General features: G+C 69.1%; 16 protein-coding genes. 13 read left to right on the top strand and 3 right to left on the bottom strand.

Going from position 1 to position 15,325, the window contains the following annotated elements:
* Positions 1 to 54 precede the first annotated feature (54 nt).
* Both ASF32_RS07375 and ASF32_RS07370 read left to right on the top strand, forming a co-directional pair.
* A complete protein-coding gene (locus ASF32_RS07375; protein WP_056425711.1) occupies positions 55 to 396 on the top strand; it encodes a lipid-A-disaccharide synthase N-terminal domain-containing protein in 342 nt (113 codons plus the stop codon).
* A 10-nt stretch (positions 397 to 406) separates the two neighbouring features.
* Positions 407 to 1,015 (top strand): pyridoxamine 5'-phosphate oxidase family protein, encoded by a 609-nt coding sequence (locus ASF32_RS07370; protein ID WP_056425708.1) that lies wholly within the window; start codon positions 407 to 409, stop codon positions 1,013 to 1,015.
* A gap of 119 nt (positions 1,016 to 1,134) precedes the next feature.
* On the opposite strand, the gene metC is transcribed toward ASF32_RS07370, so the two are convergent.
* Positions 1,135 to 2,325 (bottom strand): cystathionine beta-lyase, encoded by a 1,191-nt coding sequence (gene metC, locus ASF32_RS07365; protein WP_056425704.1) that lies wholly within the window; start codon positions 2,323 to 2,325, stop codon positions 1,135 to 1,137.
* A 379-nt stretch (positions 2,326 to 2,704) separates the two neighbouring features.
* Between metC and ASF32_RS07360 the strand changes: the two genes are divergently transcribed.
* The 9 genes from ASF32_RS07360 to ASF32_RS07320 all read left to right on the top strand — a co-directional run bounded on the left by ASF32_RS07360 (position 2,705) and on the right by ASF32_RS07320 (position 12,425).
* On the top strand, positions 2,705 to 2,992 hold the full coding sequence (locus tag ASF32_RS07360; protein WP_056425919.1) for a GIY-YIG nuclease family protein: 288 nt from the start codon (positions 2,705 to 2,707) through the stop codon (positions 2,990 to 2,992).
* 240 nt (positions 2,993 to 3,232) lie between these two features.
* The gene (locus ASF32_RS07355; protein WP_056425700.1) at positions 3,233 to 4,240 is read left to right on the top strand and encodes an amino acid ABC transporter substrate-binding protein; all 1,008 of its coding nucleotides are present in this window, start codon (positions 3,233 to 3,235) and stop codon (positions 4,238 to 4,240) included.
* 177 nt (positions 4,241 to 4,417) lie between these two features.
* Complete coding sequence (locus ASF32_RS07350; RefSeq protein ID WP_056425918.1) at positions 4,418 to 5,578, top strand: ABC transporter permease subunit; 1,161 nt, start codon at positions 4,418 to 4,420, stop codon at positions 5,576 to 5,578.
* A 2-nt stretch (positions 5,579 to 5,580) separates the two neighbouring features.
* Positions 5,581 to 6,714: an amino acid ABC transporter permease gene (locus tag ASF32_RS07345; RefSeq protein ID WP_056425697.1), complete on the top strand. Its 1,134-nt coding sequence runs from the start codon at positions 5,581 to 5,583 to the stop codon at positions 6,712 to 6,714.
* A 25-nt stretch (positions 6,715 to 6,739) separates the two neighbouring features.
* Complete coding sequence (locus tag ASF32_RS07340; protein WP_056425694.1) at positions 6,740 to 7,480, top strand: amino acid ABC transporter ATP-binding protein; 741 nt, start codon at positions 6,740 to 6,742, stop codon at positions 7,478 to 7,480.
* Positions 7,481 to 7,614: 134 nt separating this feature from the next.
* A complete protein-coding gene (locus ASF32_RS07335) occupies positions 7,615 to 8,010 on the top strand; it encodes a hypothetical protein (protein ID WP_056425689.1) in 396 nt (131 codons plus the stop codon).
* 176 nt (positions 8,011 to 8,186) lie between these two features.
* Entirely contained in the window at positions 8,187 to 10,226 is a 2,040-nt protein-coding gene (locus tag ASF32_RS07330; RefSeq protein ID WP_056425686.1) for a YgiQ family radical SAM protein, read from the top strand.
* Between the two features lie 280 nt (positions 10,227 to 10,506).
* Entirely contained in the window at positions 10,507 to 11,412 is a 906-nt protein-coding gene (gene rarD / locus ASF32_RS07325; RefSeq protein ID WP_056425683.1) for an EamA family transporter RarD, read from the top strand.
* 20 nt (positions 11,413 to 11,432) lie between these two features.
* A complete protein-coding gene (locus tag ASF32_RS07320) occupies positions 11,433 to 12,425 on the top strand; it encodes a P1 family peptidase (RefSeq protein ID WP_056425680.1) in 993 nt (330 codons plus the stop codon).
* 129 nt (positions 12,426 to 12,554) lie between these two features.
* On the opposite strand, the gene ASF32_RS07315 is transcribed toward ASF32_RS07320, so the two are convergent.
* Positions 12,555 to 12,830 carry a hypothetical protein gene (locus ASF32_RS07315; RefSeq protein ID WP_056425677.1) on the bottom strand — a complete coding sequence of 92 codons (276 nt, stop codon included), beginning with the start codon at positions 12,828 to 12,830 and terminating at the stop codon, positions 12,555 to 12,557.
* A 20-nt stretch (positions 12,831 to 12,850) separates the two neighbouring features.
* Entirely contained in the window at positions 12,851 to 13,057 is a 207-nt protein-coding gene (locus ASF32_RS07310; RefSeq protein WP_056425674.1) for a hypothetical protein, read from the bottom strand.
* Positions 13,058 to 13,325: 268 nt separating this feature from the next.
* Between ASF32_RS07310 and ASF32_RS07305 the strand changes: the two genes are divergently transcribed.
* Positions 13,326 to 14,864 (top strand): ATP-binding protein, encoded by a 1,539-nt coding sequence (locus tag ASF32_RS07305; protein ID WP_056425670.1) that lies wholly within the window; start codon positions 13,326 to 13,328, stop codon positions 14,862 to 14,864.
* Positions 14,865 to 15,066: 202 nt separating this feature from the next.
* On the top strand, positions 15,067 to 15,306 hold the full coding sequence (locus tag ASF32_RS07300) for a hypothetical protein (RefSeq protein WP_056425667.1): 240 nt from the start codon (positions 15,067 to 15,069) through the stop codon (positions 15,304 to 15,306).
* Positions 15,307 to 15,325: the final 19 nt, after the last annotated feature.

The following is a 15,325-nucleotide window of genomic DNA, read 5'->3' as shown; positions in this document are numbered from 1 at the left end:
CGGCATCCACTTCGGCGCAGGGCGCTCTCGTGACCGGTGGGGAGGCCTGAACCCATGCTGATGCAGCTTTCGGAAGACCTGAGCGGCTACGCCTACGACATCTTCGTCACCAAGTTCGACGGCTGGCTCGTCTTCGGCATCCTGGCCCAGGTCGTGTTCGGTGCCCGCTTCATCCTGCAATGGCTGGCGAGCGAGAAGGCTGGCCGCAGCGTCATGCCGCTCTCGTTCTGGTTCCTCTCCATCGCGGGCGGGCTGATGACCCTGGTCTACGGGCTGGTGCGGCGCGAGCCGGTCATCATCTTCGGACAGGCCCTCTCGACCGGTATCTATCTCCGCAACGTCGCGCTGATCCTGAAGGAAAAGCGCCGGAAGTCCGGGGCGGATCCCGTTCCGTGACGTTCTCGGCATGACTCCCCCGACGATTCCGCTGCCGGATTTCTTCGACGATCTCGACGCCAGCCTGGCGCATCTCTGGCAGCTTCTGGAGGACGGGCCGAGGCTGCGCCGCAACGCCTTCCACATGCCGGCCCTCGCCACGGTGGATTCCGACGGCTGCCCGCAGGTCCGCACCATCGTCCTGCGCGAGGCCGACCGGCGGACCGGGATCCTGCGCTTCCATTGCGACCGCCGGTCCCGCAAGGCCGCCGAGATCGCCGCCTCCGGCCGGGCCGCGCTGCACGGCTACGATTCGGCGAGCAAGGTTCAGATCCGGGTCTCGGGCCCGGCCACGCTCCATACCGACGATGCCCTGGCGGATGCCGCCTGGGACGGATCGATGGCGATGAGCCGGGTCTGCTATGGCGTGGCGCCGGGGCCCGGCACCGAACTCGCCTCGGGCGAGGGCTATTCCCTACCGGAGACCGACGCGGCCATCGCCGCCGGCCGGCCGAATTTCTGCGCGGTTCAGGTGAGTGCCACCCGGCTCGAATTCCTGTTCCTCGACCGGCGGGGACACCGGCGCGCCGCCTGGAAGCGGGAAGGCGACGGCTGGGCGGGGACCTGGCTGGCGCCGTGAAAACCCTCCTCCCCCTTGTGGGGAGGAGTTGGAGGTGGGGGTGGCTGGGTGACCCTGTTGCGGAGTCCGGCGGAACCACCCCCACCCTCGATCCCTCCCCACAAGGAGGAGGGAGGGGCTCATCCCATCGCGGCGCGTAACCGCGAAAACCCGGCATCGAGATCGGCCTGCAAATCCGAAATCTCCTCGAGGCCGATATGGAAGCGCAAGCCCGGTCCGCCCGGTTCCCAGCGCGTGGCGGTGCGGTAGGTCCGGCAATCGAACGGGATGACGAGGCTCTCGAAGCCGCCCCAGGAAAAGCCCATCCCGAACAATTCGAGCCCGTCGAGCATCGCCGCCACGGCGTTCGCCGGAGCCGGTTTGAGGACCACTCCGAACAGGCCGGACGACCCGGAGAAGTCCCGCTTCCAGATGGCGTGGCCGGGATCCTCCGGCAGGGCCGGGTGGAGCACCCGCAGCACTTCCGGCCGCGCCTGCAGCCAGCGCGCCATGGCGAGGCCCTGGCGCTCGTGCTCGCGCAGGCGCAGGTTCATGGTGCGCAGGCCGCGCAGCGCCAGGAACGCATCCTCCGGCCCGGCGCACATGGCGAAATGCTCGAAGGTGCGGTGGAGCGCCGGCCAGTATCGCTCGTTGGCCGAGGTGAGGCCGAGGAGCAGGTCCGAGCCGCCGCTGAGATATTTGGTTCCCGCCTCCACGGCGATGTCGACGCCCCGCTCATGCGGCGGGAAGAACAGCGGCGTCGCCCAGGTATTGTCCATGATGACGGCGGCGCCATGCGCATGGGCCACTTCCGCGATGGCCGGCACGTCCTGCATCTCGAAGCTCTGCGAGCCCGGCGCCTCCACCAAAACCGCCTTGGTGTTCGTTTGCATCAAAGCGCCGATGCCGGCGCCGACGAGGGGATCGTAATAGGTCACCTCCACGCCGAAGCGCTTCAGCACGCCGTCGCAGAAGATGCGGGTGGGGCGGTAGGCGCTGTCGGTGACGAGGAGATGGTCGCCCGCGCTCACCACGCTCATCAGGGCGACCGTGAGGGCGGCCAGGCCGGAAGGCGTCAGCACCGTGCCCGCCGCCCCGGCGAGCTCGCTCCAGGCCTGGGTGAGCGAATCCATCGTCGGCGAGCCGCTGGTGCCGTAATCATAGCGCCCGCGCCGGTGCTGCAGGTCGTCATAGGTCGGGAACAGCACCGTCGAGCCGCGATAGATCGGCGTGTTGACGAAGCCATGCTGCGCGGACGGATCGCGCCCCGCATGGACGAGGCGTGTGGCCGGGCCGAAGCGGGCGGGATCGCGGGGAGGGGTGTTCGACATGGAAACCCGTATGCGGGGAGGGCGGTTGCGCCGCAACCTGAGCCTCGCGGGAGACGACGCGTCAACCTCGCGCTGCCTAAGCCCACCGTCATTCCGGGTCGCCGAAGGCGAGCCCGGAATCCAGAGTCGCGACGGATGTTGGAATCAACGCTGACGCGGCCGCATGATCGCGATCCATCCTCGCAACGGATGTGCGTCTGGATCCCGGGCTCCGCTGCGCGGCCCCGGGATGACGTTGCGGATGTCATGCCCTACCCCGTCATTCCGGGTCGCCCGAGGCGAGCCCGGAATCCACGGCCGAGATGGATGGCAGAATCAGCGCTGACTCAGCCGCACGTTCGATCCATCGTGGAACCGTCCATTCGCCTCGATGCGGCTCATGTCCTTTGCTGTCTACATGCTCGCCAGCGGTCGTCACGGCACGCTGTATATCGGCGTCACGAACAATCTCGTGCGCCGCGTGCACGAGCACAAGACGAAGCGGCAACCCGGTTTCACCGCGCGCTACAATGCTGATCGCCTCGTCTGGTACGAGAGCTACGATCAGGTCGTGGAGGCGATCCAGCGCGAGAAATCGCTCAAGACCTGGCGGCGTGATTGGAAGATCCGGTTGATCGAGGAGGTCAACCCGGATTGGTCCGATCTGACGGCGAGCTTAGCTCTCTGACGTAACGTGCGGCCAGCAGTACGGATGTCACGACTCACTCCGTCATTCCGGGTCGCCGAAGGCGAGCCCGGAATCCAGAGTCGCGACGGATGTTGGAATCAGCGCTGACGCGGCCGCATGATCGCGATCCATCCTCGCAATGTATGTGCGTCTGGATCCCGGGCTCCGCTATGCGGCCCCGGGATGACGATGGTGAGGGCGGCGGCTTGACCGCGGCGGCCGATCCTCTGCAATGCGCGGATGCGACTGGTCTCGATCCCGCTCCTCGCCATCCTCACCGCGTCTCCTTCCCTCGCCCAAGGCACCCTCGCCCAGGTGAAGGCGCGGGGGCATCTCGTCTGCGGCGTCAGCGGCGGGGTCGCGGGGTTCAGCATTCCGGACAGCCAGGGCCAGTGGCGCGGGCTCGACGTGGATTTCTGCCGGGCGCTGGCGGCGGCGATCTTCGACGATCCGGCCAAGGTGCGGTTCATCCCGCAATCCTCGGCCGCGCGCTTCACCGCCCTGCAATCGGGCGAGATCGACGTCCTGTCGCGCAACACCACCTGGACCCTGTCGCGCGACACCGCCGCCATGAACTTCCCGGTCATCACCTTCTATGACGGGCAGGGGTTCCTGGTGCGAAAGTCCCTCGCCATCACGTCGGTGAAACAGCTCGACCGGGCGACGATCTGCCTGCAGCAGGGCACCACCACCGAGCTCAACCTCGCCGATTGGTTCCGCACGCGGGGGCTGACCTACAAGGTCGTCACCTTCGCCAATAGCGAGCAGACGCTGGGCGCCTACGAATCCGGCCGCTGCGACGCCTATTCCACCGACAAATCCTCCCTCTACGGCGAGCGCCTGAAGACGGCGCATCCGGACGAGCACGTCATCCTCGACGAGGCGATCTCGAAGGAGCCGTTCGCCCCCGGCGTGCGTCAGGGCGACGATCAGTGGCGCGATCTCGTCGCCTGGACCCATTACGCCATGATCGACGCCGAGGAGGCGGGGATCGGTCAGGCCAATGTCGAGGAGATGCGCCGATCGGCGCTCAGCCCCGACGCGAAGCGCATTCTCGGCCTCGAGGGCAAATACGGCGAGGGCCTCGGTCTCACCACCGATTGGGCCTACCGGATCGTCCGCCATGTGGGCAATTACGGCGATTCCTTCGAGCGCAATGTCGGCGCGCAGACACCGCTGAAGATCCCGCGCGGCCTGAATGGCCTCTGGAACCAGGGCGGCCTGCAATACGGGCCTCCGATCCGGTGAGGGGCGTGTGGGAGCAAGACCCTCCCCCCTTTGCGGGGGAGGGTGCCCGCGGAGCGGGCGGGAGAGGGGCCGGCACAGGTCTTTCCGGAGAGGGCGCTCCCCTCACCCGACCTTCGCTGACGCGAAGGCCACCCTCTCCCGCAGGGGGGAGAGGGGTTGCGCGTGGAGGATGCCGTCATGGCTGAATCCCGAAAGACCTCCCTGCGTGCCCTCGCGCTCCAGATCCTCCTGGCGCTCGCCGTCGCCGGCCTCGTCTATCTCGCTGCCGGCAATGCCGCGCAGAAGCTCGCGAAACAGGGCATCGTCGCCGGGTTCGGCTTCCTGTCGCGCAATGCCGGATTCGACATCAGCCAGCGGCTGATCCCCTACGCGGCGGCGACCTCGACCTATCTCGATGCGTTCTTCGTCGGGCTCTGCAACACACTGCTCGCCGCGGCGCTGGGCATCGTGCTCGCCACGCTGATCGGCTTCGTGGTGGGCATCGCCCGGCTGTCGCCGAACCTCCTCGCGCGCGGGCTGGCCTCCGCCTATGTCGAGGCAATCCGCAACGTGCCGCTGCTGCTGCAACTCCTCGTCTGGTACGTGGCCGTGCGGGTGGCCCTGCCCTCGGCCGAGGCTCCTGCGAGCCTGGGAGGCGCCTTCGTCTCGCAGCGTGGTCTCGTTCTGCCGAGCCCCGAATTCTCAGGCGCCGCCTGGCTGGTGCCGATCGCTTTCCTCGCCGGCATTGCCGCCCTGTCGCTCCTGCGACGGCGGGCGCGCCGCGCAGCCGAGACCGGCCTGCCTCCGGTCCGGGCCTGGCTGCCGGGGCTCGCCCTCACGATCCTCCTGCCGGGTCTCGCCTGGATCGGGCTGGCGCTGGCCGGCCATCCGGTCGCGGTCGATTGGCCGGCGCGCGGCCCCTACGATGTCGAGGGCGGGTTACCGATCCTGCCGGAATTCGCCGCCCTGGTCCTCGGGCTCTCCACCTATACCGCCGCCTTCATCGCCGAGATCGTGCGGGCCGGCCTCTCCAGCGTGGCGCGGGGGCAGGGGGAGGCGGCCTCCGCCCTGGGATTGAACCGGGGCCAGAGCTTGCGTCTCGTGGTGGTCCCGCAGGCGATGCGGGCGATCGTGCCGCCGCTCACCAGCCAGTATCTCAACGTCACCAAGAACTCGTCGCTGGCGGTGCTGATCGGCTATCCCGACCTCGTCCACGTCTTCATGGGCACCGTGCTCAACCAGACCAACCAGGCGGTGGAGGTGGTGGCGATCACCATGGCGGTCTACCTCACGCTCAGCCTCGCCACGGCCTTCCTGATGAACCTCTACAATCGCCGCGTGACCATGGTGGAGCGCTGAGGATGGAGGGATTCGTCCGCGCCGATCTCGTCGCCTCGCGCCCGCCGCCCGCCACCGTCGGCGGACCGCTGGGCTGGCTGCGCCGGAACCTGTTCTCGAGCTTCGCCAACGGGCTCACCACCCTGGTGATCCTGGGATTGCTCGCCTGGCTGCTGCCCATCGCGATCCGCTTCCTCGTCATCGATGCGGTCTGGACCGGCGCATCGGGCGATGCCTGTCGGCCGGAAGTGGCGGGGCGGCCAGTCGGGGCCTGCTGGGCCTTCATCGCCGACAAGATCAACTACCTCGCCTACGGCTCCTACCCCGCCGCCGAGCGCTGGCGCCCGAACTTCGCCGTCGCGCTGCTGGCCTTCGCCGCCGGATGGATGCTCTGGCTCGGGGCGCCCCGGCGCGATCTCGGCGCGCTCTTCGCCTTCCTGATCTTCCCGGTCCTGGCCTACCTGCTCCTCTCCGGCGTACCGTCCCTCGGGCTGAAGACCGTCGCGACGGGCCTGTGGGGCGGCCTCCTCGTCACCGTGGTGGTGGCGACGGTGGGCATCGTCGTCTCCCTGCCGCTCGGCATCCTGCTGGCGCTGGGGCGGCGCTCGACCATGCCGGTGGTGCGCGTGCTCTCCACCGCCTTCATCGAGTTCTGGCGTGGCGTGCCGCTGATCACGGTGCTGTTCATGGCCAACGTGATGCTGCCGCTGTTCTTGCCCGGCGACATCACCGTGGACCGCTTGCTGCGGCCGCTCGTCGGCATCGCGCTCTTCGCCTCCGCCTACATGGCCGAGGTGGTGCGCGGCGGGCTGCAGACCGTGCCGAAGGGGCAGGCCGAAGCGGCGGCGGCGCTCGGCCTCGGCCGAAGCCAGGCGCTGCGCCTCGTCATCCTGCCCCAGGCGCTGAAGGTGGCTCTGCCCGGCATCGTCAACACGATGATCGGCCTGTTCAAGGACACCACCCTGGTCTCCATCGTCGGCATCAGCGATTTCATCCGCGTGCTGGAAGCCTCCCGCGCCGATCCGCGCTGGTCGGCCGCCACCATCCCGGCCACCGCCTACATCTTCGCCGCCCTCGTCTATTTCGCCGTCTGCTTCGGCATGGCGCGCTATGCCGGATTCATCGAGCGTCGCCTCGCGGCGGGGGACAGGCGATGACGGTGAAAGCCAGGGATGAGACCCGATGACAGAGACCTCCCCCGCCGTCGCGCTCTCCGGCGTCAACAAGTGGTTCGGCGCCCACCACGTCCTGCGCGACGTCGACCTCACGGTGGCGAAGGCCGAGAAGATCGTGATCTGCGGCCCCTCGGGCTCGGGCAAATCGACCCTGATCCGCTGCGTCAACGGCCTCGAGGCGCACCAGCAGGGCACGATCCGGGTGGGCGGCATCGAACTCACCGGGGCGCAGGCCAGCGTGGACGCCGTGCGCCGCGAGGTCGGCATGGTATTCCAGCACTTCAACCTGTTCGCCCATCTCACCGTGCTAGAGAACTGCACCCTGGCCCCCATCCACGTGAAGCGGATGGGCCGGGCGGCGGCCGAGAAACTGGCGATGGGCTATCTCGAACGCGTCCGCATCCCGCAGCTGGCGGGGAAGTTTCCCGGCCAGCTCTCGGGCGGGCAGCAGCAGCGGGTGGCGATCGCCCGCGCTTTGTGCATGAGCCCGAAGGTGATGCTGTTCGACGAGCCGACCTCGGCCCTCGACCCGGAAATGGTGAAGGAGGTCCTCGACACCATGGCCGAGCTGGCGCGCGGCGGCATGACCATGCTCTGCGTCACCCACGAGATGGGCTTCGCCCGCGAGATCGCCGACCGCGTGGTGTTCATGGACGAGGGCCAGATCATCGAGACCGCTCCGCCGGCCGATTTCTTCGACAGGCCCCGGCATTCCCGGACACAAGCCTTCCTCAGCCAGATCCTGTGACCGCCTTCCGCCAGCGACATGAGAAAGGGTCAGAAAATGGCACGGTCCGGCCGCCCGCCGATGCTCGGGTTCGTTAACGGCCTTGGTTTAAAACCGGTGATCAAGGTGTTGAGTATTTGTAGAAAGCGTATCGCGTGCGTATCTTGCGCTTCCTCGTCATCGGCAGCGTCTTTGGGCTGAGCATCCTGGCGATCGGATTCGTCAGCGCCGACCGGCTGGCCCATCTTCCGGCGGCGCCCGCGCCACAGATGGTGCAGGCTCCGATCGTGAGCGAGCCTCAGGATACCGGCTCGATCCCGACCCTGCTCCAGCCGGGCGTCCTCTCCACCACAGGCCCGGTGGCCCCCCGTCCGACGGGCGCGAAGCCCGCCTCGGCGAAGCCCTCCGCCTCCTCGGCGGGCAAGCCCCCGGTGACCAAGACCGCTTCCGCGAAACCCGTCCCGGCCAAGCCGAAGGCCACGGACGGCTTCGACACCGAACGCCTCAACGCCCTCCTGCGCGGCGACCCGATCACCCCGCCACGGCGGTGATCGGGTCGCCGCGCGTTCCTCGGGAGGCGGAGCGAGGTGTGAAGCGGCCGGCAGCAATTCGGGTCGGCCAAGCGGCTCGCCACCCATCTCGAGCCGCCGATGGTTTTTGGAAGGCCTCTTATTCGAATTCGACCTTTCGTTGAGCTTGCGGTCCGGGCGGTCTATGCACGGACCCCATGGACCTTCAAGTTTCCCCGAGTCGATCCGTGGCTCCCCTCGCCTGCAACCTGCAGCCTCTCCGGAAGGCGGCGCCGTTCCTGCCCATGAGCCGCGCCGAGATGGACGCGCTCGGGTGGGATGCCTGCGACATCGTCCTGGTGACGGGGGACGCCTATGTCGATCATCCGAGCTTCGGTATGGCGATCATCGGCCGGCTCCTCGAATCGCAAGGGTTCCGGGTCGGCATCATCGCGCAGCCCGACTGGCAATCGGCGGAGCCGTTCAAGGCGCTCGGCCGGCCGAATGTGTTCTTCGGCGTCACCGGCGGCAATCTCGATTCGATGGTGAACCGCTACACGGCGGACCGTCGCCTGCGAAGCGACGACGCCTACACGGCGGGCGGACAAGGCGGCGCCCGCCCGGACCGCTGCACAATCGTCTACACGCAGCGCTGCCGCGAGGCCTACAAGGATGTGCCGATCGTCCTCGGCGGCATCGAGGCGTCCCTGCGCCGCATCGCCCATTACGATTACTGGTCCGACAAGGTGCGCCGCTCGATCCTGGCGGACGCGAAGGCCGACCTTCTGCTCTACGGCAATGCCGAGCGCGCTGTGGTCGAGGTGGCGAACCGCCTCGCGGCCGGCGCGGCGCCGCACGAGCTCGACTCCGTCCGGGGCGTCGCCCTGTTCCGCCGCGTGCCCGAGCATTACACCGAGCTGCCCGCCGACGATCTCGATTCGGCCGACGAGGCCGCCTCCCGCCGCCCCGGCGAGACCGTGATCCGGCTCCCCGCCTACGACGAGGTCAAGGACGACAAGGAAGCCTATGCCCGCGCCTCGCGGGTGCTGCACCGGGAGGCCAATCCCGGCAACGCCCGCCCCCTCGTCCAGCGCCACGGCGACCGTGACCTGTGGCTGAACCCGCCGCCGATCCCGCTCTCCAGCGAGGAGATGGATGCGGTCTACGACCTGCCCTACGCCCGCGCCCCCCATCCCTCCTACGGCGACGCGAAGATCCCCGCCTGGGACATGATCAAGTTCTCGGTGACGATCATGCGCGGCTGCTTTGGCGGCTGCACCTTCTGCTCCATCACCGAGCACGAGGGCCGCGTCATCCAGAACCGCTCGGAAGACTCGATCCTGCGCGAGATCGAGCTGATCCGCGACAAGACACCGGGCTTCACGGGCGTGATCTCCGACGTTGGTGGCCCCACGGCCAACATGTACCGGATGGCGTGCAAGGACCCGAAGATCGAGGCGGCGTGCCGCCTGCCGTCCTGCGTCTTCCCGGACATCTGCCCGAACCTCAACACCTCGCACGACGACCTGATCCGCCTCTATCGCAAGGTCCGCGAAGTGGAAGGCGTGAAGAAGGTGATGGTCGCTTCCGGCGTGCGCTACGATCTGGCGGTGCGAAGCCCCGAATACGTCGAGGAGCTCGTGACCCATCACGTCGGCGGCCGTCTCAAGATCGCGCCCGAGCACACCGAGCGCGGCCCCCTCGACCTGATGATGAAGCCGGGAATCGGCACCTACGACCGCTTCAAGGAGATGTTCGACGCCGCCGCCAAGAAAGCCGGCAAGAAATACTACCTGATCCCGTATTTCATCGCGGCGCATCCGGGCACGACCGACGAGGACATGATGAACCTCGCCGTCTGGCTCAAGAAGAACGACTATCGTGCCGATCAGGTCCAGACGTTCCTGCCCTCGCCCATGGCGACGGCCACGACCATGTATCACACCGAGATCAACCCGTTGCAGGGCGTGCGGCGCGGCGGCAGCGAGCCCGTCGACGCGATCAAGGGGATGCGGCAGCGCCGGCTGCACAAGGCGTTCCTGCGCTATCACGACCCCGAGAACTGGCCCATCTTGCGCGAGGCGCTGCGGGCCATGGGCCGCGCCGATCTCATCGGGCCGAGGCCGGACCAGCTGATTCCGTCCTCGCAGCCGCCGGGAACGGGGCTCGGTGCCGGCAAGGGACAGGGCCAGCCGCGCCCCATGCGCCATCCGGGCGCGCCGCGTTTCACCACGAAGGGCGTGCCGCTGAGGAAGTGACGGTCTCGTGCGTTCGGCAACTGAAGGCTTCAACGGCGGCTTTCAGGGGGCTTTGCCCCGAAGCTGACCTTCCCCGGGGCCGCTAAGGGGCAAAGCGGTCGATGACAGGCGACAGATTTCGAGCAAGAAACCGCCGCTCTGCCGCTCCCGATCACGGTCATCCCGTCGCGGAACCGAACGGCCTCTCCATCTAGATCGGCTCCCCGATCCCCCACCGGAGCCGTCCCGCGAGACTTGGTGTAACCCCCGTCCCAACCTCGCAAGGGAGGGGAGGAACGTCGTGGGTCTGATCTACGCGCTCGGTGCCTATCTGAGCTGGGGCCTCGTCGTCCCGGTGCATTTCCGGCTGCTCGATGCCGTGCCGGCCGGCAGCATCCTGGCTCATCGCATCGTCTGGTCGAGCGTGCTCGTGGTCGCCCTGCTGGCGATCCTGCGCCGGCGGGTGCGCAACCCGTTTCCCCTGAGGCGGCGCCATCTCCTCCTCGTCGTCTCGGCGGGGCTCATCGCCGTCAACTGGCTGCTCTACCTCGTGGCGGTCCAGTCCGGGCACATGCTCGATGCGAGTCTGGGCTATTTCATCAACCCGCTGATGAGCGTGGCGCTGGGCGCCCTCGTCCTCGGCGAGCGGCTGCGGCCGGTCCAGGCCGTGGCAGTGGGGCTCGCCGCCGCCGGGGTCGTGCTCGCAGTGGTGCTGGCCGGGCACCTGCCCTGGTTGTCCCTGTGCCTCGCCGCCAGCTTCTCGCTCTACGGGCTGGTGCGCAAGGTCGTGGGGGTCGACGCCATGGTGGGCTTTGCCGCCGAGACCTTCCTGCTCCTGCCCCTCGCGGGAATCTACCTTGTCGGCCTCGCCGAGCCTGTGGTGAAGGGCGATCCCGTCCGGCTCGCGCTGCTGCTCCTCACCGGCGTCACCACCGCCCTGCCGCTGATCTGGTTCGCCGCCGCCGCCCAGCGCCTCACCCTCTCCACCCTCGGGCTGATGCAATACCTCGCCCCTTCCTGCCTGCTGGGCCTCAGCGTCCTCGTTTACGGCGAACGTCTGGAGCCGCATCGACTGGTCCTGTTCGTCCTGATCTGGCTGGCGCTGGCGCTCTATGCCGCCGATTCCTTCCGCGCGGCGCGGCGGGCCAAGGAGCCGCCCGAGCCCGCCGCCGCTGGCCCTGACCGCCCGGGCATGCGATCGTTCTGAGCGAGATTCGGAGTCTCTGGATGCGCAACCTGATCACCGATATCGTCGGCATCACCGTGGGCCACGCCCAGGATGCGCGCGTGGCGAGCGGCACCACCGCGATCCTGTTCGACCCGGCCGTGGTGGCGGGTGTCGACGTGCGCGGTGGTGGGCCGGGCACCCGGGAGACCGACCTCCTCGACCCCGAGCGTACGGTGGAGCGCATCGACGCCCTGGTCCTCTCCGGCGGCTCCACCTTCGGCCTCGACGCGGGGGCGGGCGTCGTGGCCTGGCTCGCCGAGACGGGGAGGGGGTTTCCCATCGGCGACATCCGCGTCCCCATCGTGCCCGGCGCGATCCTGTTCGATCTCCTCAACGGCGGCGACAAGAACTGGGGCCGCTTCTCGCCCTATCGCGACCTCGGCTACGAGGCCGCCGACGCGGCGTCACAGGATTTCACCCTCGGTACCGTGGGGGCGGGCTACGGCGCGCGCACGGCCAATCTCAAGGGCGGCCTCGGCTCGGCTTCCTCCCCGGTGGGCGGCACGCCCGCGCGGGTCGGCGCGCTGGTGGCGGTGAACGCCTTCGGCCGGGTCACGGTGGGGGAGGGGCGGCATTTCTGGGCGGCGCCGTTCGAGCGGGAGGGGGAGTTCGGCGGCCTCGGCTTTCCCCATCCGATGCCGGCGGACGCCTTTACCTGGCCGCGCGAGGTCCCGCCCGGCGCCAGCACCACCTTGGCCCTCGTCGCCACCGACGCGATCCTCACCAAGGCTCAGTGCCGCCGCCTCGCGGTGATGGCGCAGGACGGCCTGTCGCGGGCGATCCATCCGGTCCACACGCCGCTCGACGGGGACGTGGTCTTCGCGGTCTCCACCGGACGGATTCCCCTCTCAGACCCCATCACCGATCTCGCCCGTCTCGGCGCGGCGGCGGCCGATACCCTCGCTCGTGCGGTGGCGATCGGAATTCACGCAGCGACGAGCCTGCCGGGGCTGGCGATACCGCCCGCCTGGCAGAACCTGTGGGGCGGGTAGGCGTCGCGACGGCTCCCCCGGAGCCCGCTTGCCCAAACGTCTGCTGCGCGGTGACCTTCGATGGCCCCCGGACGGCGTTCCGTGGCCGCTTCGCTCGGCCGGCGGAGGATGGCGAGGTACCCGTGAGGCTCACGCCTCCTTGGCGTCCTCCACCAGCTGCGCCAGCCCGGCATCGACCTCGGCGCCGAGCATCGCCCGCTCGGCATCGCTGAGGTCGCGTGCCCATTTCGGCCCGGCGAAGCCGGCAGCGCATTTGGCGCGCTCGGCCGCGATATAGGCCTCGGTCTCCTCCGGCTGCCGGCGCATCGCCTCGGCGAAGCCGAACCACGCTGCCCGCTCCACCACCGCAAGGCGGGCGCGCAGGCGGATCATCACCGCCCGGTCCGGGCTGACGTCGTCGCTCATGAGGGTCGCGCTCCCGGATGTCAGCGCCGCTGGTCGCAGCGGGTCTTCACGTAGCTGTCCTTGTCGGCGCCGTGGCCGGCATTGGCCGCGAGGACCGGCCCCTGCATCAGGCATTCCTGCAGGGTGTGAGCCTGCCCGGTGATCACGTCGAGGGCGGTTTCCCGCGTGCAATCCGGGGCCTGGACGGTGGAGGCGCAGACGAGGGCGACGACGAGGATGGTGTTCATCACAAGCGAACTAGATGCCCCGGGCGAGCCGGCAAGGGAGTCCGGCAGGAAAATGCAACGCATCCGCCCCATTGCTCATTCGAGGCTTTCCTCTCGGGAAGGGCTATGCTCATAGGACAAAAGGCCTGAGTTAGTTGTCCTAGGATGATGGGCCTATTCTTCTCCTGGAGCGTCCCTGTGGATGTGGGAAGGGCAGGGGAGGTCGCCTGAGCCCATCCGTGCTAGGGTCGCCATCGTCGCGGACGGGTTGCGGGACAGCGGAGCGGGAATGACGGTCGGGATCGAGATGGGGCTGAGCATGGGCCCGGGCGAAGAGCCCGCCCGGCTCGATCTCGAGGAGCTGCTGGCCACCCGTCTCCTGGTCCAGGGCAATTCCGGCTCGGGCAAGTCGCATCTGCTGCGGCGACTGCTCGAACAGAGCGCCGGCTCGGTCCAGCAGGTCATCATCGATCCCGAAGGCGATTTCGTCACCCTGGCAGAGGCTTACGGCCACGTGGTGGTGGATGGTGCCCATGGCGAGGGTGATCTCCAGGCCATCGCGGCGCGGGTGCGCGCCCACCGGGTCTCCGTGGTGCTCACCCTGGAGAGCCTCGACATGGAGGCACAGATGCGCGCGGCCGCCGCCTTCCTCGGCGGTTTGTTCGAGGCCGAGCGCAGCCATTGGCACCCCGTTCTCGTCGTCGTCGACGAGGCGCAGATCTTCGCACCGGCCGCGGCCGGCGACGTCTCCGACGAGGCGCGCAAGGCCTCCCTCGGCGCCATGACCAACCTGATGTGCCGCGGCCGCAAGCGCGGGCTCGCGGGCATCATCGCGACGCAGCGCCTCGCCAAGCTCGCGAAAAACGTGGCGGCGGAAGCCACCAACTTCCTGATGGGCCGCACCTTCCTCGATATCGACATGGCCCGCGCCGCCGACCTGCTGGGCCTCGACCGCCGCGGCGCCGAGCGGTTCCGCGACCTCTCGCGCGGCGAATTCGTGGCCCTCGGGCCCGCGTTGAGCCGTCGGCCGTTGGCCCTGCGCATCGGTCCGGTCTCGACCTCGGCGCGCTCGGGCTCCCCGAAGCTCGTGCCGCTCCCCGCCCCCGCCGATGCGGATCTGCGCGCCCTGATCCTCACCCGCTCGGCCGAGGACGGCCCTGCCTCCTGGGCCCCAGCTCCGCGCACCCCTCCGACACCGCGCGCCAGCCCGGCCGATCTGCTGCGTGAGCTCAGTGCCTACCGGCCCGAACCCGCCGAGGCGCCCGAGCCCTTGAGCGAGGAAGATCTGCGGGCCGGGCTCGACGAGATCCTGCGGGGCATCGCCACCGACCCGGATGCCGGGCGTCAGCCGGTGGCGGTGATCTATCAGGACTTCCTCGTCCGCTGCCGCATGCGTGGGCTCGACGGTGAGTCCCTCACTCTCGCCGCCTTCCGCCGCCGCCTCGGCGTCGCCCGCGCGGGAATCGACGGGCAGGGCGCCCCGGCCGACAGCGACGGGCGCTGGGAGGAGGCGCAAAGCGCCGCCGCCGCCCTGCCCGACGAGGTCCAGGGCCTGTTCCTGCTGCTCGCTCGCGCCGCTCTGGCGGGAGAGCCCTGCCCCGGCGACGAGGCCCTGGCCCGCGCCATCGGCAGCCGCTCGCCGGGCCGGGCACGGCGTCTGCTCGCCTATGTCGAGACCCGTGGCACCATCGTCTGCCGCATGGATTTTCGCGGCAACCGCGTCATCGCTTTGCCGTCGCTCGGCTGTGAGACCGGCCCCGGCGACCCGAAGGCGAGCCTGCCGGGCAGGGTCGAGCCCGAGATGCCGGGGCTGTTCGCGGCCGAATGAGCCGCGCTCCCGGCACCGAACCACGCTTGGCCCGCTCGATTCCTGCCGGATAGGGGCCGATCGTCCTCTGCCTGTCGGCAGCATGCTGCACAGTGCGGCGGCAATTTCTGTTGCTTGGTTGGGCAGTCCTGCTCAAGGATTGGGACCTCGAATCGATGATGCCGGTGGGTCGGCATCGGAATCGACGATGAGGACGACACCCATGACGGCACGTTTGTCCACCGGTCTTCTCGCCCTTGCCTCGGTCCTGGCAGCCTCCGCTGCCTCGGCCCAGAGCTATACCGCGCCGGCCGGCCTCCCGGCGGTCGTGGCACCCGGCGGCCTCGTAGGCCAGGCCGCCTTTGATGCTCGCGGCAGATACGCCGCCTCCGCGCCCCGCCGCGGGGATGAGCGCGACATCGCCACCGGCTCCGCCCGTCGCGGCGGGTACAGATCCCGCTGAGGCCCGAGTGAGGCTCGGA

Origin of the sequence: Methylobacterium sp. Leaf91, assembly GCF_001422815.1 — a bacterium.
In the GTDB taxonomy this organism is placed as follows: Bacteria; Pseudomonadota; Alphaproteobacteria; order Rhizobiales; family Beijerinckiaceae; genus Methylobacterium.
The sequence above is the reverse complement of the archived record's forward strand: the minus strand, read 5'-3'. Positions and strand labels throughout refer to the sequence as shown.

Coding starts and splice junctions, on each gene's coding strand:
- ASF32_RS07350 (WP_056425918.1), top strand. CDS start 4,418: ATGGCTGAATCCCGAAAGACCTCCCTGCGTGCCCTCGCGCTCCAGATC.
- ASF32_RS07345 (WP_056425697.1), top strand. CDS start 5,581: ATGGAGGGATTCGTCCGCGCCGATCTCGTCGCCTCGCGCCCGCCGCCC.
- ASF32_RS07300 (WP_056425667.1), top strand. CDS start 15,067: ATGACGGCACGTTTGTCCACCGGTCTTCTCGCCCTTGCCTCGGTCCTG.
- ASF32_RS07340 (WP_056425694.1), top strand. CDS start 6,740: ATGACAGAGACCTCCCCCGCCGTCGCGCTCTCCGGCGTCAACAAGTGG.
- ASF32_RS07370 (WP_056425708.1), top strand. CDS start 407: ATGACTCCCCCGACGATTCCGCTGCCGGATTTCTTCGACGATCTCGAC.
- ASF32_RS07310 (WP_056425674.1), bottom strand. CDS start 13,057: ATGAACACCATCCTCGTCGTCGCCCTCGTCTGCGCCTCCACCGTCCAG.
- ASF32_RS07355 (WP_056425700.1), top strand. CDS start 3,233: ATGCGACTGGTCTCGATCCCGCTCCTCGCCATCCTCACCGCGTCTCCT.
- ASF32_RS07330 (WP_056425686.1), top strand. CDS start 8,187: ATGGACCTTCAAGTTTCCCCGAGTCGATCCGTGGCTCCCCTCGCCTGC.
- metC (WP_056425704.1), bottom strand. CDS start 2,325: ATGTCGAACACCCCTCCCCGCGATCCCGCCCGCTTCGGCCCGGCCACA.
- ASF32_RS07320 (WP_056425680.1), top strand. CDS start 11,433: ATGCGCAACCTGATCACCGATATCGTCGGCATCACCGTGGGCCACGCC.
- ASF32_RS07315 (WP_056425677.1), bottom strand. CDS start 12,830: ATGAGCGACGACGTCAGCCCGGACCGGGCGGTGATGATCCGCCTGCGC.
- ASF32_RS07360 (WP_056425919.1), top strand. CDS start 2,705: ATGTCCTTTGCTGTCTACATGCTCGCCAGCGGTCGTCACGGCACGCTG.
- ASF32_RS07375 (WP_056425711.1), top strand. CDS start 55: ATGCTGATGCAGCTTTCGGAAGACCTGAGCGGCTACGCCTACGACATC.
- ASF32_RS07305 (WP_056425670.1), top strand. CDS start 13,326: ATGACGGTCGGGATCGAGATGGGGCTGAGCATGGGCCCGGGCGAAGAG.